Source organism: Nocardia sp. NPDC001965 (assembly GCF_053594175.1).
This window is the reverse complement of sequence record NZ_JBSFDZ010000004.1, coordinates 131890-153935: the sequence shown is the minus strand read 5'-3', so window position 1 is coordinate 153935 and position 22046 is coordinate 131890. Positions and strand designations below refer to the sequence as shown.

Below are 22046 nucleotides of genomic sequence, written 5' to 3'. Positions count from 1 at the left end.
ATATGTGATCGAGAGCGGGTCAGACGGTGACCGACGCCCGCAGGGCGAGCTGGGCACCGCCCCAGCGGGCCCGCAGCCGGCGATCGTGGCTGACGATCACGACGGCGCCCGGGTAGTCGGCGAGCGCGGTTTCGAGCTCCTCGACCAGGCCGGGCGAGAGATGGTTGGTGGGCTCGTCGAGCAGCAGCACATCGGCGGGTTCGGTCACCAGCCGGGCCAGTGCCAGGCGCTGCCGCTGTCCGGTGGACAGATTCTCGACCCGGGTGGTGAGCCGGGACCGGTCGAACAGGCCCAGGGCCAGCAGTCGTTCGGTGTGTTGCCCGGCCGCACCCGCGCGACCGCGCGCGAACGCGGCCAGCAAGGTCTCGCCGGGCCGGGCGGGAGGTGGTTCCTGCGCGAGACAACCGATCCGGCCACGGCGGGTGACGGTACCGGTGTCCGGTACGAGCGCGCCCGCCAGGACCCGCAGCAGGGTGGATTTACCGGCCCCGTTCGGACCGGTCACCAGCAGGCGGTCGCCCGCGGCGACGGTGACGGTGGTCCGCTCGAGCCGCCCCGGAACCGCGATATCGGTGGCCTCCAGCACGACCCCGTGCCCGTTTCCGGTCCGCAGTGCGGGCGCGAAACGCAACGGCTCCGGCGGCGGCGGCACCGGGTCGGCGAGCAGTCGGCGCAACCGCTCCTCGGCATTGCGGACCCGGCCGGCCAGCGACTGCTGCACCCGGCCGCCCGCCCGGTCGTAGGCCATCTTGTTGTTGTCCTTCATGGCCCGGCCCGGCGCGACCCGGCGGGCCGTGGTGGCCGCTGTCTCGCGGAGCCGTTCGATATCGGTCTGCCATTGCGTGTGGGCCTGGATCCAGCGCTGTCGCGCCGCGGCCTTCTCGGCGCGGAACCCGGCGTACCCGTTGCCGTATCGGACGACACAGCGCCGGTCCGCGTCGACCTCGAGCAGCGAGGTGGCGACCCGTTCGAGGAACACCCGGTCGTGGGATACCGTCACGGTGGTACCGCGCCGGGTGCGCAGATGATCTTCCAGCCAGGTCAGGGCGTCGTCGTCGAGGTGATTGGTGGGCTCGTCGAGCAGCAGCACCTCGGACCCGGCCGCCAGTACCGCGGCCAGCCGCAGCCGGACCTGTTCGCCACCGGACAGCCCACCCACGGTGCGGTCCCGGGCGACCAGTCCCAGTCCCAGCCCGTGCAGGGCACGTTCGACCCGGGCGTCGGCGTCGTATCCGCCGCGCAGTTCGAAAATCGTGGTCAGTTCACCGTATTCGGACATCGCGGCCTCGTCGCCCGCCGCCATCGCGGCCTCGAGCCGGCGCATCCGGTGCTCCATCGCGCGCAGTTCGCGCAGGGCCCGGTCGATGACCTGCCCGACGGTGGTGCCGCCCGGCAGCTGTTCGTCCTGGGCGAGGTAGCCGACACCGCCGTCGGCGCAGACGACGATCTCGCCGCTGTCCGGTCGCTCGCGGCCGGCGAACAGCCGCAGCAGCGTGGATTTACCGGATCCGTTCTCGCCGATGATCCCGGTGCGCTCGCCGGCGGCGAGCGAACAGGTCACCTCATCGAGAACGATCCTGCCGAGAAAGGATTTGGTGACCGCGTGCGCGGTGATCTGGGTTGGCATGGACACACTCCGAAGCATTCGCATACGACGCGATCCCGGCGGACCGCAGGACGGGGTGAACACTTCGAATGAGCATCGGCTACCTCACTAGTGCGACGACTGTTGCATTAGCATGGTGCCACAGGCCGAACCGTCGAGCAACCGGATGAGCGAGATGACTTCCCCACCGAGCGATATCCCCACCCCCGCGCCGCGGCCGGGGGGCCGGACCGCGCGAATCCGCGCCCAGGTACTCGAAGCGGTACACGCGGAACTGACCGAGCACGGTTACGACGCACTCACCGTGGATACGGTCGCCGCCCGCGCCGGCGTGCACCGCACCACGGTCTACCGGCGCTGGCGCGATATCGGCGGCCTGCTCAGCGATGCGATCGCCGCCGCGGCCGATATCGACTGGCACCCGCGCGACACCGGCTCCCTGCACGGCGACCTGGCGGCACTCAACCAGGAGATCCAGGATTCGATGGCCGAGCAGCCGTCCATCGCGGCGGCACTCATCGCGGTCTCGTTCCGCTCCGAAGAGGCCGCCCGGGCCCTGCGGCGGCTGTGGGAGGACCGGTACACCCAGTCCGAGATCATCATCGACCGGGCGATCCGGCGCGGCGAGATCGCGCCACCGATCGACGCGCGGGCGCTGCTGATCACCGCCACCGCACCGCTCTACCACGAGCTGACGCTGCTGCGCACCCCGCCCGATCCGGACCTGCCCGACCGCGCGGCCGGAGTCGCGACGCTGGCCGCACGGGCCGGCGCCTTCACCGGCCCCCGGCCCACGTCCGCGGCTCGATCCGGCAGCGGACCGGTCGCCCGGGGGCCAGCCGGCTGACAGCCCGCACCACCGGTGGCGGATCGGCCGGACGGGCGAGGTGGGAAATACCGACGGTCCCGATGAATTCGGCGATCGGACGGAGTCTGCACTGACGAACCCGCACACCGTGTCAGCGATCAGTGAGGATCTCATGAGCAGCAATGCCCTGCCGCCCGTCGTCGACGCCGGGGACTGGCAACACCACCTCGACGCCCTCCGCGCCCGGGAGAAGGCGGCGACCCGCGAACTCGACGCCATCGCCGCACAGCGACGTGCGCTGCCGATGGTCGAGCTGCCCGGCTACACCCTCGAAGGCGAGAACGGGCCCGTTCGCCTGGCCGATGTATTCGACGGGCGCGCGCAGCTCATCACCTACCACCACATGTGGTTCCCGGGCGAGACGTGGCAGTGCGGCGGATGTACCGGGTTCACCGCACAGTTCACCCGGCTGGAGTTCCTGGACAACTACGACGCGCAGTTCGTGATCGTCACGCAGGGACCGATCGACGAGGCGCTGGCCTACAAACACCGGGTCGGCAATCGGATGACCTGGTACTCCACGGCGAACAGTTCGTTCGGTGCGGATGTCGGCGCACCCGCGGGCGGCGGGTTCGCCGTGAATGTCTTCCTGCGAGACGGCGATACGGTGTATCGCACCTGGCATACCGACGGCCGGGGTACCGAGCAGCTGAGTCACAGTTTCGCGCTGATCGACCTGCTGCCCTACGGCCGCCAGGAGCAATGGCAGGACTCCCCCGAGGGATGGCCGCAGTCGCCCACCTACAGCCGCTGGAGTTCGGCCCGGGACATCGCCGCCCACTACGGCGACCCGGAGGCCTGAGCGCCCGAGACGGCGGAGCGGAGGCCGCCGGACGACCCCCGAACTTCTATCGAAAATATGTTCGAATTCCGGTACGGTTACGCACATGCCCGAACTCGCCCCCATCCCGTTCGCCCGGCTCAATCTCGAACAGGTACGGGAACGACTCCTCGCCGCGGCAGCCTTCGGCGAGGACCTCTCCCCCGATCAGCTCGAGGCGCTGGCCGGCAAACTCAGCACCGGCCTGAGCATCTACATCGAGGCGACCCAGAACCGCGCACCGCGCACTCCCCGGTCGGCGGCATCCGGCCGGGCGTGCCTGGACTTCCGCGGGCATCTGCGCTGACCCCCGGCCCGCGCGCGACGCGGGCCGGGGAACACCGTCGCTACCGGCTCACCGATCGCCGTCCACCGGTTCACCGTCCACGATCTCGATGGGCGAGGTGACGAGTTCGAACTCGCCGTCGTGCTTGGCCACACCCTGCAGCACCGCACCCTCCACCAGTTCGACGCCCAGGTTCTCCCGGACGATGATCGGATCGCGCCGCACATCGCGATAGAGCGAGACGCACATCAGCACCATCACGACCATGAACGGCAGCGACACCACCGTGGTCAGTGCCTGCAAACCGGTCAGCGCCCCGCTGAGATCGTCGGAATCGGCGATCACCAGCATGATCGCGGCGACCGCGCCGGTCGCGGTACCCCAGAAGATCACGGTGAGCCGGGACGGTTCGATACTGCCCCGCTCCGACAGCGTGCCCATCACGATCGAGGCGGCGTCCGCACCGGAGACGAAGAAGATCCCCACCAGGATCATCACCAGCACGGTGGTGATCGCGGTGAGCGGATACTCCTCCAGCAGGTGGAAAAGCGCGAAATCGGGGTTCACGCTGCCGTCGGCCTCGGTGAGATCGTGGGTATCGGTCTGCTGCCGGATCGCGGCCCCACCGAAGATCACGAACCACACCAAGCTCACCAGACTGGGCACCAGCAGCACACCGGCCACGAACTGCCGGATGGTGCGACCGCGGCTGATCCGCGCGATGAACATACCGACGAAGGGGGTCCACGAGATCCACCACGCCCAGTAGAAGATGGTCCAGCTCGACAGCCACGCCTGCATCTCCTCGCCGCCGGTTATCCCGGTACGCGAGGCCATGGTCGGCAGGTCGGCGATGTAGTCGCCGACCGCGGTGGGCAGGAAGTTCAGCATGAACAGGGTGGGCCCGGCGATGAAGACGAAAACCGCCAGGATCACCGCGAGGACCATATTGATATTCGACAACCACTGGATACCGCGCGCGACACCGGAGACCGCGGAGACGATGAACGCGACGGTGAGAACGGCGATCACCACCACCAGCCCGACCTTGCCCACGGTGTCCATCCAGCCGTTGAACTCGAGACCGGCGCCGATCTGCAACGCTCCGAGCCCGAGCGAGGCAGCCGAACCGAACAGCGTCGCGAAGATCGCCATCATATCGATGGCCTTACCGCCCCAGCCGTCCGCGTGCCTGCCGAGCAGCGGGCGGAACACCGAGGAGAACAGCTGCGAACGACCGCGCCGGAAAGTGCCGTAGGCGATCGCGAGACCGGCGACGGCGTAGATGGCCCAGGGATGCAGGGTCCAGTGGAACAGTGTGGTCGCCATCGCGACCTCGGCGGCCTGCGGGCTGCCGGCTTCGGCGGTGCCCGGCGGCGGAGAGGTGAAATGGGTCAGCGGCTCCGCGACGCCCCAGAACATGAGGCCGATTCCCATTCCCGCGCTGAACATCATGGCGATCCATGACACTGTCCGGAATTCGGGCTGCTCACCGTCGGCGCCGAGTGGGATCTTGCCGTACCGACTCAATGCCAGCCAGATCACATAGACCACGAACGACGTCGCCACCAGGACGAACATCCAGCCGGTATTGGTGATGACCCAGGACTGGGCGTTCGAGGCGAAGGTGGCCAGACTGTCCTGATCGATGATGCCCCAGAGCACAAAGGCCACCGACCCGATCGAGGTGATCCCGAAGACCAGCCAGTCGAGGCGGCGCCCCGAGGGTTTGTGTCTCGGCAAGCCCGGCAAGTCACCGTTGTATGTAGCGGGTTTCCCGCCGGTGTCGATCGCCATGGACGAGTCCTTTCAGATCGCACTTGCGTCCGGCGGCGGACCACACGCGTCGTGCGGACCAGCCGTGGACTCGACTCCTCCGCGCAACCGCGACCGCATCGCCGAACGGGATGTACCGGGAAAAACCGTACTCGCCCCGGATGCGGCGGCTGCGCCGAACACGTAACGGTCCGGTGGCGCGCCGGATCCAGCGTCGTGTAAGGCAGCCCGGGACCGGGTCGGGCAGACACTTGTCCATATATCAGTCCGGTCGATTGACCGGTTCCCTCTACAGGCTTCGCGCACTCTTGCGACACTCGTACCCGGACCGACGATCCGCACGGCCGGAACAGGAGGCGAACCGGTATGACCGAACCGGCGAAACTGGTGGTGGGAGCGTCCGGATTCCTCGGCTCACACCTGACCCGCCAACTGGTCGAATCGGGCTCGCCGGTCCGCGTCCTGGTGCGCCGCACCAGCGATATCCGCGCGATCGCGGATCTGCCGGTGGAGATCCACTACGGCGATCTTTTCGACGACGACGCCCTGCGCGCCGCGGTCCGCGAGTGCGATGTGATCTACCACTGCGCCGTGGACACCCGGGCCTGGCTCCGCGATCCCGAACCGTTGTTCCGGACCAATATCGCGGGCCTGCGTCATGTGCTCGACGCGGCCTGCGCCGCCGGACCGGCGAAATTCGTCTTCACCAGTTCCGCCGCCACGATCGGTCGCCGGCCGGGCGGCATCGCCGATGAAACGGTGCCGTTCGACTGGCCCCGGCTCGGCGGCCCGTACGTACGTTCCCGGGTCGAGGCCGAGAACCTGGTACTGCGCTACGCGACCGAACGCGGTCTGCCCGCGGTCGCGATGTGCGTCGCGAACACCTACGGCCCCGGCGACTGGCAGCCGACCCCGCACGGCGCCTTCGTGGCGGCCGCCGCACTGGGCAGACTCCCGTTCCGGTTCACGGCCACCGGATCGGAATCGGTCGGGATCGAGGACGCGGCGCGGGCGTTGATCCTGGCGGGCGCGGCCGGGCGCCCCGGTGAGCGCTATATCGTGGCCGAACGCTATCTGACCAATGCCGAACTGCTCACCGCGGCGGCCCACGCGGTGGACCGCGAACCGCCACGGGTCGCCGTTCCGCTGCCGCTGCTCTATCCGGCGGCCGGGATCGCCTCCGCCGCGGCCCGGTTGCGCGGCCGCGACAGCCGGTTCACGGTGACCTCGGTGAACCTGATGCACGTCATGTCCCGGATGGACCACGGCAAAGCCGAGCGAGAGCTCGGCTGGAAACCCGAACCCGTCCTGGACGCGGTGGCCCGCGCCGCCCGGTTCTTCGTCGAGCGCCGCTCCCGGCGCAGCGCGAGCGCGCGGCCCGGCTGACGATCTCCGCTCCGGATGCACGCCGCAGGCGAGTTGCACCGTACATACGATGTGTATGATGCAACTCATTCCCAGCCGCGTGGTATAACGACTGGCGGGACGCCCTCCGAGCCGCCACGGCATCCGAGAACGAGCAGGACACCCGCCATGGACAAACCCACGCATCTGATCGAGTTCGAGACAATGCTCCTGGGTCGGCACAGCCTCAACGCCCATCTGCGCCGGCCGGACCACCTCGAGCGTAGTGCCTATCTGGTCCTGCGCCGGTTGCGGATCGAAGGTCCCATGTCCATCGGCGAACTCAGCGAGGCATTCGGCCTGGACACCTCGACGGTGCACCGGCAGACCGCGGCCATGCTCAAGGCCGGCCTGGTCGAACGTATCCACGACCCCGAAGGCGGGGTGGCGCGCAAGTTCCGGATCACCGATGAGGGCGAGCGGCGGGTCCTGGCCGACCGCGACTACAACATCAACGCACTCGACCGGCTGCTGGGCGGCTGGAGCGACGAGGATGTGCGGACGTTCGCGGGATATCTCGAACGGTTCAACACCGACCTCGAGGCCCGGGAGGCGCGCCCTTGGCCCCGGCCCTCACGTACCGAGCGGTCGTCCCGACCTCGGCATCGGGATCAGTAGCGCCGCATATCGACCTGGCGGCGCACATTCGACACCGCGGTCACCACCGCCGTACCCAGCGGACCGCTCCGGTCGTAGAGGGTGGTGGTGCCGACCGAGACGCCCGCGTAGGCGACCTGATCCTGGGCCAATACCCCGATACCCGGTCCCACCGGGAGCCGGGCGAGCGTCAGCGTGACGTCGGAGTTTATGTAGCCGACCCCGGCAGTCCCCCAGTTGCACATGAGGCTGGCGGCATCGCCGGCCATCCCGGCCCGCTGGAGCGGGGTCACCGGTTCGCCCGCAACCACCGGCAGCATGTTCTGCCAGATCGCTTTGCGTTCGGCGTTCTGGGTGGCGGCGAAATCGGGGGTCCAGTCGCCGTCGCCGCTCTTGAACAGCGGATGGGCACCCGCCTCCGCGGCATCGGGGGTGCCGGGAACCGGGTAGTCGTGCGGCGGCTGCCAGAGTTCCCCGCCGGGCACCTCACCGGTGCGCAGGTACACCACGGTGGCCCGCGTGCGCACTTCCCCGCGCTGCAGCAGTTCGGCGTCGGCGACGCAGATCCGCTTCCCCTCCCGGACCACCACGCTGCGTACGGTGGCCGCTTCGTCGACGACCGGACGGAAGAGATCGACGGTCATCCGGGCCGGTACGAACTCCTCGCCCGGCGATCGCGTCTCGAGTTCGCGCGCCAGCAGCCCGCAGATCGCCGGACCACTCACCTGAGTGGGACTCCAGCTGGACATGGCTACCGGGGCGGGCAGATACTGCTCACCCTCTCTGGTGAAGAACGCGAACACGTCCATCGGCCCCTCTCGTGCGAACCCGTACGCAGAATTACAACACGTTCTAGTTTCTCGAGCACACGAAGGGGCCGGTAGCCGCGGTTCAGACCCGCAACTCCCGGGCCAGATCGTCGGCCGCGACCCGGACTCCGGCCGGATCAGCAGGGCAGCCGAGCACCCGCAGGACCGCTTCGGCGATCGCCCGGCGGGTCTCCTCGGGCACTTCGCCGGCATCCGATCGGATATTGATCACCGTCTCCACCGAACGGAACGGAAGGACCCGGGCCTCGGGCACCCCGGACGGACCGGCCGCGACCACCACCTGTTCGGCCAGTCGCTCGTAGCTCGCCCGCAGCGCGTCGCGTCGGTGCCGGAATCGTGCGAACCGTTCACCACGCAGTTCGGGCAGGAAATACAGGGCGCCGATATTCCAGCGAGCGTCGCAGAGCTGGCCGATATCGAAGCGGGCCAGCACGTACAACCGGACGGCGGCCGGTTCGGGCCGGTCCACCAGGCGTTCGGCGAGTTCGGCTGCGGCCGCGACGGTCTCGCCGAGCAGGGCGTCGAGGATATCGTCCTTGGCCGCGAAATGGTGGTACAGCGAGGCCTGCCGGATACCGACGGCTTCGGCGATGACCCGGGTGGAGGTGCTGCCGTAACCGTTGGTGGTGAACAGTTCGGCTGCGGCATCGAGGATTTCGGCGCGCGGGGTCTGCCCCTGGCGGCGGCGTGGCGCGAGACGTGGGCGGCCCGGACCGAGTTGGGTCATGGATCCATTGTCGCCGACCGGCGGCGCGACCCGGGAGGCATATTCCTGTCACTTGATAGAAATATGGGCAACGCAGACGTTACCCGCGGCACCGATACGGATACATCGCCGTCACCACCACGGCATCGGCCCGGGGAAAACTTTCATCCGATAGATATTCGTGTCGGATGAAGGGCCCCCGGCCATGATCATTCTCGGAATCGCGATCAGCGTGCTCGCGGTAATCGGCATCGGCCTGCTGGTCGCCCGCAAGGTGGACGGCGACAGCGTCAATTTCCTCGTCGCCGGGCGGTCGCTGGGGCTACCGCTGGTCGCGGCGGGCCTGATGGGCCAGGCCGTCGACTCCAACGCCACGCTCGGAAACACCGATCTGGCCGGTTCGCTCGGCTTCTGGGCGGGCGCCTCGCTACCGCTCGGCCTCGGTCTGTGCCTCCTGCTCACCGGGCTCTTCTTCGCCCGGCCGATGAACCGGATGGGTCTGCTCACCCTGCCGGATTTCTATCGGATCAAATACGGACGCGGGGTCGAGCTCAGTGCCTCGATCCTGATGATCTTCAGCTTCTGCATCCTGCTCGCGGGCAATCTCGTCGCCGGGGGCTTCCTGTTCGAACGTTTCCTCGGAATCCCCTACACCGCCGGGGTCCTGCTCATCGTGGCGATCGTGATGACCTACACGGTGACCGGCGGGATGTTCAGCGACGCCTACACCGCGCTCGCCCAGATGGTGATCACCGTGATCGGCTCGCTCGCCCTGCTGATCTGGGTGGGGTCGACCTACGGGATCCACATTCCCGACGGTATGGGCCCGTTCGACTTCGGCCAGCTCGGTGACAGTTCGCAGGGCGCGGTGGTGAACTGGGCGACGCTGATCGCGCTCGGAATCGGCGATATCGTCGCCATCGATTTCATGCAGCGCATCTTCTCGGCCCGCTCCCCCGAAATCGCCCGCCGCGCCTGCTTCGTGGGTGCCGCCGGCACTGCCCTGGTCGGAATCCCGTACGCCCTGGTCGCACTCGCCACCACCGATCTCACCGGTTCCGGCGACGGGCCGCGACTGCTGTCCCTGCTCGACGATCACGCTCCGGCCGGACTGGCGATCCTGGTGCTGTCGGCGATCGTCGCGGCCTCGTGCTCCACGGCCAACGGCGCCATCCTCGGTACGGCCTCGGTGGCGACCCGCAATGTGGCCGGGCGCATCGAACGCGCCGACGCCGCCGGCCGGGACACCCTGCTGCGGGATGTACGGATCACCATGGTCCCGGTGGTCGCGGTGGCGATCTTCTTCGCGATACAGGTACCGCAGACCGGCATTCTGCTCACCCTGGCCTTCGATCTGATGCTCGCCGGGCTGATCGTCCCGTTCGTCGCCGCCCACCTCACCACGCGGATCACCACCGCGGCCGCGGTGGCGGCCATGGTCGCCGGACTCGGCGTCCGGCTGATCCTGTTCGTGCTCACCCCCACGATGTACGGGGTCCCGAACACGGTCCTGCACATCGACAATTCCCTGATCGGACCGGGTTTCGACGGCTGGCCCACCTTCTTCGGCTTCCTCGCCTCACTGCTGGCCTTCCTCGGCACCCTCGCCGTCCAGCGTCTGCGCGGACGCACCGAGACACCGGCCCACGAGACACGACCCGCGTCGCTACCGGTTCCCGAACCCGTCGTCCAGCACGGCTGATCCCCCTTCCGTACCCCGACGAGCAAGGAAAGCCATGTCACCCACCACTGCCTCGACGACCGGCGCCCGCGCCCAGGCGACCGCCACCACGGCCACTCCGGCACTGCCGGACGGAGTTCGGCTCGACGACACCACCTGGACCGTGCGGCTGCCACCCGGTGGCCACACCAGCACCGTGCTGGGGCGCGGCACCCGGCTGCGTGTCGCCGATCCGCACGGCGCGGCCTGCGCGCATCTGTTCCTGCTGCGCGCGGAAGCTCCCTGGGAGCGGCTCAATATCGCCGACACCGTCAAAGTCCCGTGGCAGGCCTATCTCGGAACAGGGCATCCGCTGCTGTCCGATCAGGGCCGGTTACTGGCCACCGTGGTCGCCGATACCTCGGGCCGGCACGACACACTGTGCGGTCCCACTCGCGCAGGCCGGCTGCTACTGGAGCGCGCCGCCACCAAACACGGTCTGTCCCCGCGCGATATCGGCCCGACACTCTCGCTGTTCCGCGGGGTGCGGGTGGGCGCCGACGGCACTCTCGCCACAACCGGGTCGGCGGGAGCGGGCGCCTATATCGACCTGATCGTCCAGCTGCCGGTGACCGTACTGGTGGCGGCCGCCGGGCACCCGCTCGACGATTCCCCGGTCACCGAACTCGATCTGGTCGCCTGGCCGGGCGACCGTGCCGCGGCGGCCGCCGCGAACAACGACCCGGAATACCTGCGGGCCGTCGAGAACACCGAGCAGGCCTGGTCGGCCGCCCGTACCCGACAGGAGTGGATATGAACACCGCCGCCGCGACAGTCGTACTCGACGAAACGGTTCCCGCCCGCGCGCCGTGGTCGGCGATCGTGCGGGCCGGTGAACGGCTGGACATCATCGATCTGCACGGCAACCAGGCGGTCGACTGCCTGCTCTACTCCGCCGCCGATCACACCGACCGGTACAGCGCCCAGGCCACGGTCACCGCGCAGCGCAATATCTTCCTCACCACCGGCAGTGTGCTGCGCACCGACGCGGGCACCGCGCTGATGACGGTGATCGCAGACGAGGTCGGCAATCACGACACCATCGCCGGAGCCTGCTCCCGGGAATCCAATACGCTGCGCTACGGCCACCACACCCGCCACCAGCACGCCTGCGTGGAGAACTTCCTCGTGGAGGCCGCGAAATGGGGTATGGGCAAACGGGACCTGGTGTCCAATATCAACTGGTTCATGAACGTCCCGGTGGAACCGGACGGAACCCTGGGCATCGTCGACGGCAGGTCGGCTCCGGGCAAGACCGTATCGCTGCGCGCCGAGATCGACACCTTGGTCCTGGTGTCGAACTGCCCGCAGATCAACAACCCCTGCAACGGTTTCGATCCCACCCCCGTACGCATGGTGGTGACCCGGTGACCGCGCCGGTGGCGCTCGCCCCGGCGCCCGAGCCGGCGGCCGCCGGAACTCACGGTGCCGTGGTCGAGCGCCCGGGCCTGCTCACCACCGTGCAGGACTGGCCCGGCCGGACCGGCTACTGGCATGTCGGAGTGCCGCCGTCGGGTCCCATGGACGATCTGTCCTTCCGTCTCGGCAATCGCGCTCTGGGCAACTCCGAGGGCGCTGCCGGACTGGAATGCACCATGGCGGGACCGGCGTTACGGTTCGCCGAACCGACCTGGGTCTGCGTCACCGGGGCGCCTGTCACCGTGACGGTGGCCGGACACCCTGTGCCACTGTGGCGCCCGGTTCTCGTGCCCGCCGGCGAACTGCTCGACATCGGATCCGTCCGCGGCCCGGGAATGCGCTGCTATCTCCTGGTCTCCGGCGGCCTGCGGCTGCCGCCGTACCTCGGGAGCAGCGCCACGTTCACCCTGGGTCGTTTCGGCGGCGTGGCCGGGCGCGCACTGGCCGCCGGCGATGTCCTGCCGGTCGGGCCCGCGCCCGGCCCGCCCACCGGGGCCGTACCCGGCGGCGAACAGCCGGTACTGACCCACGACTGGGAGATCGCGGTCACCGAGGGCCCGCACGGGGCGCCCGAGTTCTTCACCCGCGCAGATATCGACACGCTGCACAACACCACCTACGAGGTGCATTTCAACTCCGACCGCACCGGGGTGCGGCTCATCGGGCCCAAACCGCGCTGGGCCCGCCCCGACGGCGGCGAAGCGGGTCTGCACCCGTCGAATATCCACGACACCGCCTACAGCGTCGGCGCGCTCGATTTCACCGGTGACACACCCATCCTGCTCGGCCCCGACGGGCCCAGCCTCGGCGGTTTCGTCTGCCCCGTGACGGTGACCGCCGCCGAACTGTGGAAACTCGGCCAGCTGTGCCCCGGCGACCGGGTCCGTTTCGTGGCCGTACGCGCGGACCGGACCGCCTCGCCGCACGAGCTCGGTGCCGCGCGCCGCGCGGGCTGGCCGATCGTATTGTCGCGCGGCGGTGACGGGGACGACGGGGTGCTGCGGCAGGCGGAGACGGCGGACGGTACGCCGGTGACCTATCGCCGAGCCGGTGACGACGGAATCCTCGTCGAATATGGCGCCATGACACTGGATCTCGAACTTCGGGCCCGGGTGCACGCCCTGTACGAGAGCCTCCGGGCCCGCGGCGAACGGGGTATCACCGAGCTCACCCCGGGGGTCCGCTCGCTCCAGGTCCGGGTCGACCCGCGTGCCCGCGGTATCGGTTCGGCGCTGGACATGCTGACCGAGATCGAAGCCGGTCTGCCGGCCGCCGACGATCTGGTGGTACCCAGTCGCACCGTGGATCTACCGCTTTCCTGGGACGATCCGGCGACCCGGGAGGCCATCACCCGGTATATGCACGGTGTGCGTGCCGACGCCCCGTGGTGCCCGTGGAATATCGAGTTCATCCGGCGGATGAACGGGCTCGATACCGTCGCCGAAGTGTTCGACACCGTCTTCGCCGCGGAGTATCTGGTCCTCGGACTCGGGGATGTGTATCTCGGTGCGCCGCTGGCCACCCCGATCGACCCCCGGCACCGGCTGGTCACCACCAAATATAATCCGGCCCGCACCTGGACCCCGGAGAACGCGGTCGGTATCGGCGGTGCGTACCTGTGCATATACGGAATGGAGGGGCCGGGAGGCTATCAGTTCGTCGGCCGGACCACCCAGGTCTGGAGTCGGCGAACCGATACCGGGACACCGTGGCTGCTGCGGTTCTTCGACCGGATCCGCTGGTACCCGGTGAGCGCGGAGGAACTGCTCGACCTGCGTGCCGATACGGCCGCCGGCCGCGGCGAGATGCGCATCGGGCCGGGTGAATTCCGCCTCGCGGAGTACCGCCGGTTCCTGGCCGACCAGGCGGATTCGATCGAATCGTTCCGGACCCGGCAGTCGGCCGCTTTCGCGGCCGAGCGCGAATCCTGGCGCCGCTCCGGCGAACTGGGTGAGACACGATGAGACGCCCGGCTCCACACAGCCATCGGCCGGAGGCGCCGGGCGCCCACTCCGGGATCAGGCCCCCGAAGCGACCACCGCGGGTTGCAGCTGGTTCAGCATTTCGTCGGTACCGAGCACCATGCCGCAGCGGCGGGCGGTGTACTTCAGCGCGATCGAATGCTCTTCACGGCTGAAATCGGCCACCGCGTCGTACGCCAGGAACGCGTGGATATCGTTCATGAACGCCTCGGCGGCGCTGAGCATACAGCCCATATGGGCATACACACCGGTGACCACCAGCTGGTCCCGATTGCGGTAGCCGAGCAATTGGCGCAGATCCGTGCGCTGGAACGCCGAATAGCGCCATTTGGTGACCTGGATGTCCTGCTCGGCGGGCGCCAGTTCGGCGAGTACCTCGGTCTCCGGCCCGTCCGACATACCGGTGCCCCAGAAATCGGCGAGCAGTCCGCGCCGGTCGGGATGCTGGTCGCCCGGTTGCATACTGTAGATCACCGGAATGCCCAGTTCGTGGCACCGGGCGCGCAGCCGGACGATGTTGTCGATCATCGTCCGGGCCGGATCGCGATCCAACTGATAGGCATCGAGGAAGTAGTTCTGCATGTCGTGGATCAGCAAGGCGGTGCGATCGGGATCGAGTCGCCAACCGACTCTGTTGGTGATCTCGTCTTCCGACGACGGCATCGCATAGGGCGCGATCGGCTGCATGGGCATGTCCAGAACTCCTCATCTTCTTGTGGCCCGCAACCTTCTGGTGGGCTGCGGGTCCTGGCGCAGTAGCGAAAAGGGTCGGTCAGGGCACCGCCGCGGGACGGCCGGCCACTCCCAGCGGGCCCAGGACCCGCTGCAATTTCCCGGTGGTCTCGGCCAGTTCGTCCTCCGGATCGGATTCCGCGACGATGCCGCCCCCGGCGTAGGCCACCAGGGTCCGGTTGTCGGCGGCGAGTTCCGCGCAACGGATGCTGACCATCCACTCGCCGTTACCGTCGGCGTCACACCAGCCCACGGCGCCGGCGTAGAAACCGCGTTCACCCTCGAGCTCCGCGATCAGCCGGGCGGCGGCGGCAGTCGGAGTACCACAGATCGCCGGAGTGGGGTGCAGCGCCGCGGCCAGTTCCAGCGCCGACGGCCCCCCGGCCGCAACGGTCGCGCTCAGGGTGGTTCCGAGATGCCACATGGCAGGTGTCTCGGTGAGGTCGGGGCGGGCGGGAGTGCGCACATCGATGCACCGGTCCCGCAGTACCCCGGCCACATGGTCGACCACATAGCCGTGTTCGTGCTGATCCTTCGCCGAGCCGAGCAGCGTCTCGGCGGCGATCCGGTCGGCCAGGGGGTTCTCCGGTACCCGCCGGGCCGAACCGGCCAGCGGGTGGCTGGTGACCTCGGTGCCGATGCGTCGCACCAGGATCTCGGGGCTGGAGCCCACCAGATGGCGGCCGGTGAACAGGCCGCCGGCCGCGGTCAGGTCGACCAGGTAGCCGTTTCCGGCGGGGTCGGTGGAAACCAGTAGATCGAGCAGATCGGCCGCGCGAACGGTGCGATCGGCGCGGGCCCGCACTGCCCGGGCCAGGACGACCTTGCGCAGCGGGTTGTCGGGGTCGGCCAGCAGGCGTACCGCGGAACCCACCCGGCGCTGATGTTGCTCCGGTTCCGGAAGATGCTCGGTGACCGAGATATCGGGTGCGGTGACCGCACGTGCGGTTCGGGGGCCGTCGGTCACCGAGATCGTCTCGGGCGCCCAGAGCGCCGCGGGGGCACCGGGCCGGAACGGGAGCGCTCCGACTATATGGTTCACCCGCCGCGCACGCAGTTGCGCGACGGCTTCGGCGGCGCTGTGGAAGACACGCCCGCCGGCAGACGCGGTCACGGTGCGCTGCGGCCGGGACAGGACAAAGGCGGGATCCGCGGGATAGGCGGGGTTCTCGGCGTTGATGATGATCATCCTCTCGTGTCACATATCCAGCGTTGCGCCGCCGTCGACCCGCAGGTCGTGCATGGTGATGTGGCGCGCGGCGTCGGAAACCAGGAAGCGGACGGCGGCGGCGATATCGGCGGGATCGGCGATCCGGCGCAACGGGATGCCCAGCCGGTAGTTCTCGGGGTCACCGTCGAGCAGGCTCGCTCGTCCGGCCGTACCGAGACCGCCTGCGTCGGAGTCCGCGTACATTCCGCGCAGCATCGGGGTGTCGGTGGACCCCGGGGAGACCAGGTTGACCCGCACTCCGTGCGGCGCCACCTGGAGCGCGAGTGAGCGGGTGAATGCCGTGGCCGCGGCCTTCGCCGCACCGTAGGCGGCGAGATTCACGCGGGGGACGGTGGCGGAGTTGGAGGAGACGACCACTATGGATCCGCGCCCGGCGGTGACCATTTCGCGGGCCGCGCGCTGGGCCACGTACACCGCGCCGTTGGTGTTGACGGCGACGCAGCGCTGCCATTCGTCCGGGGAGGTGTCCAGTGCCGATCCACCGATCATCGATCCGGCGGCGTGCACGACCACCCGGGGGGTGCCGCGTTCGGCGAGTTCTTTGTCGAAGGCCGCCGCGACGACTGCCGCATCGCTCACATCGACCTCCGCCGACGTGACGCCGGTGTCCTCGTAAAGCTGTCCGAGCCGTGCGGCGACCTCGTGTACCCGGGAGTCCCGGTCCCACAGGGCGATATTCGCGGAATCGCCGGCGAGTTCGTATGCGATCGCCGCGCCGATTCCCCCTGCGGCTCCGGTGACGATGACCCCTTCGCCCCACTGCTTCGTGCCCATTAGGTTAGCCTAACCTGAAGTTACACCGTAAGGCCAGCATTCCGGTGTGACGTGCAACAAGATCGCTGATCGGAAAGAGGTGCTCCATGCAATCACCCGCCCTCCCCGGTTTCACACCGTGGCCGCCGGACCTGATCGATCACTACAGAGCCGAAAAGCTCTGGACAGGTGAAACATTCGGAGACCTGCTCACGGCGCGCGCCAGCGCGCACCCCGAGACGATCGCGGTCGTGGACGCGGCGAACCGCTGGACCTACGCCGAGCTGGACCACCGGTCCCGGTCGCTGGCCACCGGATTGGCCCGGATGGGAATCCGCCCGCACGATCGCGTCCTGGTCCAGCTGCCCAACCGCGCCGAATTCGTCGAAGTGGTCTTCGCGCTCTTCCGGCTCGGTGCGCTGCCGGTCTTCTGCCTGCCCGCACACCGGGAAGCCGAACTGATCCCCATCGCCACGGCGAGCGGTGCGGTGGCGATGATCACCTGCGCCGAACATCAGCGTTTCGACCATGCGGCGCTTGCGGATACGGTCCGGCGCGAGGTCGCGACCCTGCGGCACGTCCTGCTGGTCGTCGACGACACCGCCCACGAATTCGCCGAGGGCGCAGCCGACCTCGCCGACCACCGGGACGACCCCGGCGACCTGCCGGAGGTCGACGCCGGCGATGTCGCGTTCCTGCAACTGTCCGGCGGCAGCACCGGCATCCCGAAACTCATCCCCCGCACCCACGACGACTACCTGTACAGCGTCCGCCGCAGCGCCGAGATCACCGGACTGGGGCCCGATACCGTCTACCTGGCGACGCTGCCGATCGCGCACAACTTCCCGATGAGTTCCCCGGGCATCCTCGGCGCGCTCTACGCGGGCGGCACCGTCGCCATGACACCCGATCCGACCCCGTCGACCGCGTTCGCGGCGATCGAACGTTTCGGTGTCACCATCACCGGCCTGGTGCCGCCGCTGGCGCGCCTGTGGGTCGAACGTGCCGAAAAGGGCGGCGAGCTGCCCGATCTGTCCAGTCTGCAGGTCGTCCAGGTGGGTGGAGCCCGCTGCCCCGACGAACTCGCCCGGCGGGTCGGCCCCGCGCTGGGGGTGACCCTGCAGCAGGTGTTCGGGATGGCCGAGGGCCTGGTCTGCTACACCCGGCTCGACGATCCGATCGACGCTGTGGTCGCCACCCAGGGCCGGCCGATGTCGGACCACGACCGGATCCGGATCGTCGACGACGCCGACGAGGAGGTCGCGCCGGGCGCCGACGGGAACCTGATGACCCAGGGGCCGTACACCATTCGCGGTTACTACGACAATCCCGAAGCCAACGCCCGTAGTTTCACCGCGGACGGCTGGTACCGCACCGGCGATATCGTCGCGCTGCGACCGGACGGGAATCTGGTGGTGAAGGGCCGGGCGGGCGACTGGGTCAACCGCGGCGGTGAGAAGGTTTCGGCCGAGGAACTCGAGGCCCATCTGCTGGAGCATCCCGGGATCCGGGACGCGGTGATCGTGGGCACGCCCGACCCCGTACTCGGACAGCGCATCTGCGCCTTCGTCCAACCGCTCGACCCCGCGACCCCACCCACGCTGACCACGGTCCGTACCTTCGTGCGGGAGCGCGGTATCGCGGCCTGGAAGATGCCCGACGCGGTGGTCACCATCGCCGAATTCCCCGAAACGGGAGTGGGCAAGACCAGCCGCCGCGATCTGCGCCGGCTGCTCGCCGAGGGTCATCGCGCCCCATGACCCCCGGTGTCGCGAACCGCGCCGTACGCGCGGTTCGCGGCGCCCGGTCACGGGCACAGCACCTCCAGCCAGGACCCCAGAACGGGGTCACCGGCCAGCAGCAGCGGGTCGACGGTCTCGTGTCCCTCGGATCGCCACTTCTCCACCAACTGCATGATGCGCACCGAATCCAGTCCGGCGTCGAGCAGATTGGTGTCGGTGGACAGTTCCGCCGGCGCGACGCCCAGCAGATCGGCCACATCGCGGATGAAACTGTCGCGGTCGGCCACCGCCGTAGGCTCGTTCGTCATCTCTGTCCTCCTCATTCTTCGCGGTCGAAATCCGCGACTCCGTGCTTCCAATAGCCCGCGATCAGGCAGTCCTTCGCCGGGACACCGAGTTCGCCGCGGATCCATCTGCGGATCGGCCGCAACTGCCCGGCCTCGCCGGCGACCCAGGCGTACACGTTCTGCCCATCGGGCACCGTGACGGTGCGGATCGCCTTCTCCAGCAGATCGCCGGTCCCGGCGCGGGCATCACCGCGGTGCAGCCACCGCACCTCGACACCGGACGGTGCGGCCAGTTCGATCTCCTGGCTCTCGTCGACCACCTCGACGAACACCCACCCCGCCTTGTCCCGCGGCAGCCATTCCAGCCACCGGGCGATCGCGGGCAGCGCGGTGATATCGCCGGCGAACAGATAGTTGTCGTAGGCGGTGGGCACCACCACCCCACCGGGCGGGCCCGCGATATGGATCCGGATACCCGGCCGGGCTGCCAGCGCCCAGTCCGAGGCGAGACCGCCGGGGTGCAGCGCGAAGTCGATATCGAGCTCACCGGCGTCGCGGTCGAGGCGGCGTACCGTGTACTCCCGCGAGATCGGCCGCGGCGCGGGCCAATCCAGCGACAGGCCGTCACGGATCGGCAGCCGCAGCGTGCCGTCGGTGTCCGGGAACACCAGCCGCACATGCTCGTCGGGCACATAGCTGTGGAATCCGTCGAGTTCCGGACCGCCGAAGGTGATCCGGATCAGACCGGACCCCACCGTGGCGGTACGGATCACCTCCAGTTCACGCAACCCGATCGGATAGCCGACCTTGGCCCCGTGCGAACCGGCGAGTACCTCGGCGATCCGTTCCCGGTACGCTCCGCGATCCACCATCACACACCGTCCTTCTTCTCCACGACCACGTTCCCGGCAGCCTTCTCCTCGACCACGTTCCCGGCCACCGGAACCTGGGCCGGTGGCGGGGGCGGCGGCGGCCCGCCCGCGGGCGCGGTGAGCCGGTACAGCGGCCACACGAGCACCAGGGCGAAGACGAACAGCACCAGTACGGCCGCGCCGTAGACCACCAGCGCGGTACCCGGAGCGACGAGGTTGCCGATCACACCGGCCGCCATCGAACCGACCGCGGTGCCGGCCACCGACTGCACCATGAGCAGTCCCGACATCCGGCCGCGCATCTCTTCCGGCGCGTTCTGCTGGAGCACCGCGTAGCGCAGGATGCCGTTGACGGCCCGGGCCACACCGAATGCGGCCAGACCCAGGAAACTCCACGCGGCCTGCGGCCAGATACCGGCCATGACGACGCCGAGCGGCATGACTGCCAGCGAGGACAGCAGGACCAGGCCGTTGCGCCGGGCGCGGCCGATCCAGCCGCTGGTGAGCGAGCCCAGGACCGCACCCGCGCCGGGCGCGGCATAGAGCAGGCCGAGTGTGGCGGGCCCCGCGTCGAGGGCTCGATCGGCGAAGGCGGGCAGCAGCACCAGGGGTCCGCTGACCAGCATAGCGAGCAGACCACTCAACAATACAGCGCGAATAATATTGTGCCGCATTGCGAAAGAGATCCCGTGGCCGAGTTCGACCAGCGGATTGCGGATCTCGCGGGCCGGCGGCGGCGCCGGCCCGATGGCCCGGACCAGCGTCACGGTGCCCACGGTCGCCGCCGCCGCGGCGAAGAACGCGAACGACACCCCGATCTTCGCGATGAGCACACCGGCGACGGCCGGGGTGATCATGGTGCCGAGATCGGAGGTGAGCGTGGTCAGCGCCCCGGCCGCGGGGACCTTCTCCCGTGATACCAGCATCGGCACCAGCGCCATCAGCGCCGAGCCACTGATACCCCCGGCCAGTCCGTCGGTCACGGCCGCGGCGTAGATCACCGTGAGGAACGGATCGGGCAGCAACGCATTGATTCCCAGCGCCAGGAACGCCAGTCCCGCGGCCGACCGGGAGAAGGAGATCACGGTACGCCGGTCGTACCGGTCGGCGATCACGCCCCCGCCCAGACTGCCGGCGAACAACGCGACCGCCATCGCTGTGGACACCCCGGCGACGTGCAGACTCGAACCGGTGAGCTGATAGACCTGCACCGGCAGGGCCACCATCAGGAGGCCGATACCGAGAACAGAGACCAGTCGCGCACCGAAGGCACAGCGAAACCGCCGGCTCTCCCGCAGCGGAGAGGTATCGATGAGGAGGCCGGCGGGGGCTTTCAATTGAACTTCTCCTGGATCAGGTCGAGGGTGTTCATGACGCCGCGGTAGTCCGGCCGGTAGCTGGTGGCCGGAAGTTCGTAGACCAACTTGTCCTTGAACGCGGGCAGCTGGGCGTACAGCGGATCCTTCGCGAGATCGGCCGCGCTCTTGGCGCCGCTGAGCGGGACGACGAACAGGACAGGCGCGTCCACGACCTTCGTCAGCAGTTCGGGGCTGAATCCGAACCAGTCGGCCGACGGATTGACTTCCGGGTTACCGGCCTTGGCCAGAACCTTGTCGTCGGCCTGGAAGCCGAGTTCGGCCAGCAGGGTCGGCAGCGCGGCGTTCGGCAGGATCATCTTCGGCTGGCCGTCGGCGGCGGACTGGAAATAGCCGATCTGCTGCCCCGGAACATCGATGGCCGCGGAAACCTGCTTCACCTTGTCGTCGTAGGCCGAGATCAGGTCGGCGACCTTGTCGGCGCGGTTCACCACATCGGCGATCTGCTTCAGCTGATCCTGCCAGCCGGTCACATTGCCGGGCAGCAGGACCGTCGGCGCGATCGCGCTGAGCTGGTCGTAGGCGTCCACCGACTGTTTTGCCGGGAAGCCCTGTCCGCCACCGATGATCAGATCCGGTTGCGCCGAGGCGACGAACTCGACGTTCACGGCCTGGCCCACCGGCACCATCTGGGTGCCCTGCTCCTTCGCGGCGTCGGCCCAGGTCTGCGGGAAATCGGCATTGCGGCCGCTGACGCCGAGCACTCGCGGATCCGCCGCGGCGACCGGAACATCCAGGTCGTAGAGGTAGCCGGCCAGCGCGCCGTTGAGTACCACGATCCGCTGCGGATCCGCGGGCACCTCGATCGTGCCCTTCTCGGTCTGGATCGGACGGGTCCCGGATGCGGCGGCGGGCTCGGTATCGGAGCTGCAGCCGGCGACCGCGACGACCGCGACGAACAGACCGACCACAAGACGTAGCCAGGCCGCGAAGCGGCTGTGGGATAACAGCGACATAGGTGTTCTACTTTCTTTCTCGAACCGCCGGGGCACCGGATGGTGCCGCGGCGAAGTCTCGGCGTCGAAGACGCGCCGTGTAC

The 22046-nt window shown here is 68.8% G+C and carries 21 protein-coding genes; 10 read left to right on the top strand and 11 right to left on the bottom strand.

Annotated features, from left to right (window positions below; translation table 11 throughout):
- Positions 1–19: 19 nt before the first annotated feature.
- Complete coding sequence (gene abc-f, locus ACWCPQ_RS09000; protein WP_449896427.1) at positions 20–1627, bottom strand: ribosomal protection-like ABC-F family protein; 1608 nt, start codon at positions 1625–1627, stop codon at positions 20–22.
- A gap of 154 nt (positions 1628–1781) precedes the next feature.
- On the opposite strand from abc-f, the gene ACWCPQ_RS08995 reads away from it, so the two are divergent.
- From ACWCPQ_RS08995 to ACWCPQ_RS08985, 3 genes are all read left to right on the top strand, one after another.
- Positions 1782–2453 (top strand): TetR/AcrR family transcriptional regulator, encoded by a 672-nt coding sequence (locus ACWCPQ_RS08995; protein WP_449896425.1) that lies wholly within the window; start codon positions 1782–1784, stop codon positions 2451–2453.
- A 133-nt stretch (positions 2454–2586) separates the two neighbouring features.
- On the top strand, positions 2587–3276 hold the full coding sequence (locus ACWCPQ_RS08990) for a DUF899 domain-containing protein (RefSeq protein WP_449896423.1): 690 nt from the start codon (positions 2587–2589) through the stop codon (positions 3274–3276).
- Between the two features lie 85 nt (positions 3277–3361).
- A complete protein-coding gene (locus tag ACWCPQ_RS08985) occupies positions 3362–3601 on the top strand; it encodes a DUF6374 family protein (RefSeq protein ID WP_449896421.1) in 240 nt (79 codons plus the stop codon).
- 48 nt (positions 3602–3649) lie between these two features.
- Here the strand turns inward: ACWCPQ_RS08985 and ACWCPQ_RS08980 are convergent, their stop codons facing one another.
- Positions 3650–5377 carry a BCCT family transporter gene (locus ACWCPQ_RS08980; protein ID WP_449896419.1) on the bottom strand — a complete coding sequence of 576 codons (1728 nt, stop codon included), beginning with the start codon at positions 5375–5377 and terminating at the stop codon, positions 3650–3652.
- A gap of 345 nt (positions 5378–5722) precedes the next feature.
- Between ACWCPQ_RS08980 and ACWCPQ_RS08975 the strand changes: the two genes are divergently transcribed.
- Entirely contained in the window at positions 5723–6742 is a 1020-nt protein-coding gene (locus ACWCPQ_RS08975; RefSeq protein WP_449896417.1) for an NAD-dependent epimerase/dehydratase family protein, read from the top strand.
- Positions 6743–6889: 147 nt separating this feature from the next.
- Positions 6890–7378: a MarR family winged helix-turn-helix transcriptional regulator gene (locus ACWCPQ_RS08970; protein WP_449896415.1), complete on the top strand. Its 489-nt coding sequence runs from the start codon at positions 6890–6892 to the stop codon at positions 7376–7378.
- Here ACWCPQ_RS08970 and ACWCPQ_RS08965 read toward each other — a convergent pair.
- Positions 7372–8166 (bottom strand): acyl-CoA thioesterase domain-containing protein, encoded by a 795-nt coding sequence (locus ACWCPQ_RS08965; protein ID WP_449896413.1) that lies wholly within the window; start codon positions 8164–8166, stop codon positions 7372–7374. The genes ACWCPQ_RS08970 and ACWCPQ_RS08965 overlap by 7 nt on opposite strands.
- A gap of 82 nt (positions 8167–8248) precedes the next feature.
- Positions 8249–8914 carry a TetR/AcrR family transcriptional regulator gene (locus tag ACWCPQ_RS08960; RefSeq protein WP_449896411.1) on the bottom strand — a complete coding sequence of 222 codons (666 nt, stop codon included), beginning with the start codon at positions 8912–8914 and terminating at the stop codon, positions 8249–8251.
- 160 nt (positions 8915–9074) lie between these two features.
- Here ACWCPQ_RS08960 and ACWCPQ_RS08955 point away from each other — a divergent pair, with 160 nt between their 5' ends.
- From ACWCPQ_RS08955 to ACWCPQ_RS08940, 4 genes are read left to right on the top strand one after another with little or no spacing between them, the layout of a single operon-like run.
- A complete protein-coding gene (locus tag ACWCPQ_RS08955) occupies positions 9075–10595 on the top strand; it encodes a sodium:solute symporter family protein (RefSeq protein ID WP_449896409.1) in 1521 nt (506 codons plus the stop codon).
- Positions 10596–10629: 34 nt separating this feature from the next.
- A complete protein-coding gene (locus tag ACWCPQ_RS08950) occupies positions 10630–11370 on the top strand; it encodes a DUF1989 domain-containing protein (protein ID WP_449896407.1) in 741 nt (246 codons plus the stop codon).
- Positions 11367–11984: an urea amidolyase associated protein UAAP2 gene (locus ACWCPQ_RS08945; protein ID WP_449896406.1), complete on the top strand. Its 618-nt coding sequence runs from the start codon at positions 11367–11369 to the stop codon at positions 11982–11984. The genes ACWCPQ_RS08950 and ACWCPQ_RS08945 overlap by 4 nt, the downstream gene beginning before the upstream one ends.
- A complete protein-coding gene (locus tag ACWCPQ_RS08940) occupies positions 11981–13996 on the top strand; it encodes a 5-oxoprolinase/urea amidolyase family protein (RefSeq protein ID WP_449896404.1) in 2016 nt (671 codons plus the stop codon). The genes ACWCPQ_RS08945 and ACWCPQ_RS08940 overlap by 4 nt, the downstream gene beginning before the upstream one ends.
- A gap of 54 nt (positions 13997–14050) precedes the next feature.
- On the opposite strand, the gene ACWCPQ_RS08935 is transcribed toward ACWCPQ_RS08940, so the two are convergent.
- The 3 genes from ACWCPQ_RS08935 to ACWCPQ_RS08925 all read right to left on the bottom strand — a co-directional run bounded on the left by ACWCPQ_RS08935 (position 14051) and on the right by ACWCPQ_RS08925 (position 16751).
- A complete protein-coding gene (locus ACWCPQ_RS08935; protein WP_449896403.1) occupies positions 14051–14707 on the bottom strand; it encodes an isochorismatase family protein in 657 nt (218 codons plus the stop codon).
- Positions 14708–14786: 79 nt separating this feature from the next.
- Complete coding sequence (locus ACWCPQ_RS08930; RefSeq protein WP_449896401.1) at positions 14787–15935, bottom strand: isochorismate synthase; 1149 nt, start codon at positions 15933–15935, stop codon at positions 14787–14789.
- A gap of 9 nt (positions 15936–15944) precedes the next feature.
- The gene (locus ACWCPQ_RS08925) at positions 15945–16751 is read right to left on the bottom strand and encodes an SDR family oxidoreductase (protein ID WP_449896399.1); all 807 of its coding nucleotides are present in this window, start codon (positions 16749–16751) and stop codon (positions 15945–15947) included.
- An 86-nt stretch (positions 16752–16837) separates the two neighbouring features.
- On the opposite strand from ACWCPQ_RS08925, the gene ACWCPQ_RS08920 reads away from it, so the two are divergent.
- Complete coding sequence (locus ACWCPQ_RS08920; protein ID WP_449896397.1) at positions 16838–18490, top strand: (2,3-dihydroxybenzoyl)adenylate synthase; 1653 nt, start codon at positions 16838–16840, stop codon at positions 18488–18490.
- Between the two features lie 47 nt (positions 18491–18537).
- On the opposite strand, the gene ACWCPQ_RS08915 is transcribed toward ACWCPQ_RS08920, so the two are convergent.
- From ACWCPQ_RS08915 to ACWCPQ_RS08900, 4 genes are read right to left on the bottom strand one after another with little or no spacing between them, the layout of a single operon-like run.
- On the bottom strand, positions 18538–18780 hold the full coding sequence (locus ACWCPQ_RS08915; protein WP_449896395.1) for a phosphopantetheine-binding protein: 243 nt from the start codon (positions 18778–18780) through the stop codon (positions 18538–18540).
- Between the two features lie 11 nt (positions 18781–18791).
- Positions 18792–19631: a siderophore-interacting protein gene (locus ACWCPQ_RS08910; protein WP_449896393.1), complete on the bottom strand. Its 840-nt coding sequence runs from the start codon at positions 19629–19631 to the stop codon at positions 18792–18794.
- On the bottom strand, positions 19631–20968 hold the full coding sequence (gene entS, locus ACWCPQ_RS08905) for an enterobactin transporter EntS (protein WP_449896391.1): 1338 nt from the start codon (positions 20966–20968) through the stop codon (positions 19631–19633). Before entS ends, ACWCPQ_RS08910 begins: the two co-directional genes overlap by 1 nt.
- Positions 20965–21963 carry an ABC transporter substrate-binding protein gene (locus ACWCPQ_RS08900; protein ID WP_449896389.1) on the bottom strand — a complete coding sequence of 333 codons (999 nt, stop codon included), beginning with the start codon at positions 21961–21963 and terminating at the stop codon, positions 20965–20967. The genes entS and ACWCPQ_RS08900 overlap by 4 nt, the downstream gene beginning before the upstream one ends.
- Positions 21964–22046 lie beyond the last annotated feature (83 nt).

Bases quoted from the DNA above. Each gene is read 5' to 3' on its own strand.
- ACWCPQ_RS08930 (WP_449896401.1), bottom strand. From the start codon at position 15,935: ATGATCATCATCAACGCCGAGAACCCCGCCTATCCCGCGGATCCCGCC.
- ACWCPQ_RS08965 (WP_449896413.1), bottom strand. From the start codon at position 8,166: ATGGACGTGTTCGCGTTCTTCACCAGAGAGGGTGAGCAGTATCTGCCC.
- ACWCPQ_RS08985 (WP_449896421.1), top strand. From the start codon at position 3,362: ATGCCCGAACTCGCCCCCATCCCGTTCGCCCGGCTCAATCTCGAACAG.
- ACWCPQ_RS08925 (WP_449896399.1), bottom strand. From the start codon at position 16,751: ATGGGCACGAAGCAGTGGGGCGAAGGGGTCATCGTCACCGGAGCCGCA.
- ACWCPQ_RS08915 (WP_449896395.1), bottom strand. From the start codon at position 18,780: ATGACGAACGAGCCTACGGCGGTGGCCGACCGCGACAGTTTCATCCGC.
- ACWCPQ_RS08935 (WP_449896403.1), bottom strand. From the start codon at position 14,707: ATGCCCATGCAGCCGATCGCGCCCTATGCGATGCCGTCGTCGGAAGAC.
- ACWCPQ_RS08950 (WP_449896407.1), top strand. From the start codon at position 10,630: ATGTCACCCACCACTGCCTCGACGACCGGCGCCCGCGCCCAGGCGACC.
- ACWCPQ_RS08910 (WP_449896393.1), bottom strand. From the start codon at position 19,631: ATGGTGGATCGCGGAGCGTACCGGGAACGGATCGCCGAGGTACTCGCC.
- ACWCPQ_RS08975 (WP_449896417.1), top strand. From the start codon at position 5,723: ATGACCGAACCGGCGAAACTGGTGGTGGGAGCGTCCGGATTCCTCGGC.
- ACWCPQ_RS08990 (WP_449896423.1), top strand. From the start codon at position 2,587: ATGAGCAGCAATGCCCTGCCGCCCGTCGTCGACGCCGGGGACTGGCAA.
- ACWCPQ_RS08995 (WP_449896425.1), top strand. From the start codon at position 1,782: ATGACTTCCCCACCGAGCGATATCCCCACCCCCGCGCCGCGGCCGGGG.
- ACWCPQ_RS08945 (WP_449896406.1), top strand. From the start codon at position 11,367: ATGAACACCGCCGCCGCGACAGTCGTACTCGACGAAACGGTTCCCGCC.
- ACWCPQ_RS08980 (WP_449896419.1), bottom strand. From the start codon at position 5,377: ATGGCGATCGACACCGGCGGGAAACCCGCTACATACAACGGTGACTTG.
- abc-f (WP_449896427.1), bottom strand. From the start codon at position 1,627: ATGCCAACCCAGATCACCGCGCACGCGGTCACCAAATCCTTTCTCGGC.
- ACWCPQ_RS08900 (WP_449896389.1), bottom strand. From the start codon at position 21,963: ATGTCGCTGTTATCCCACAGCCGCTTCGCGGCCTGGCTACGTCTTGTG.
- ACWCPQ_RS08960 (WP_449896411.1), bottom strand. From the start codon at position 8,914: ATGACCCAACTCGGTCCGGGCCGCCCACGTCTCGCGCCACGCCGCCGC.
- ACWCPQ_RS08920 (WP_449896397.1), top strand. From the start codon at position 16,838: ATGCAATCACCCGCCCTCCCCGGTTTCACACCGTGGCCGCCGGACCTG.
- ACWCPQ_RS08970 (WP_449896415.1), top strand. From the start codon at position 6,890: ATGGACAAACCCACGCATCTGATCGAGTTCGAGACAATGCTCCTGGGT.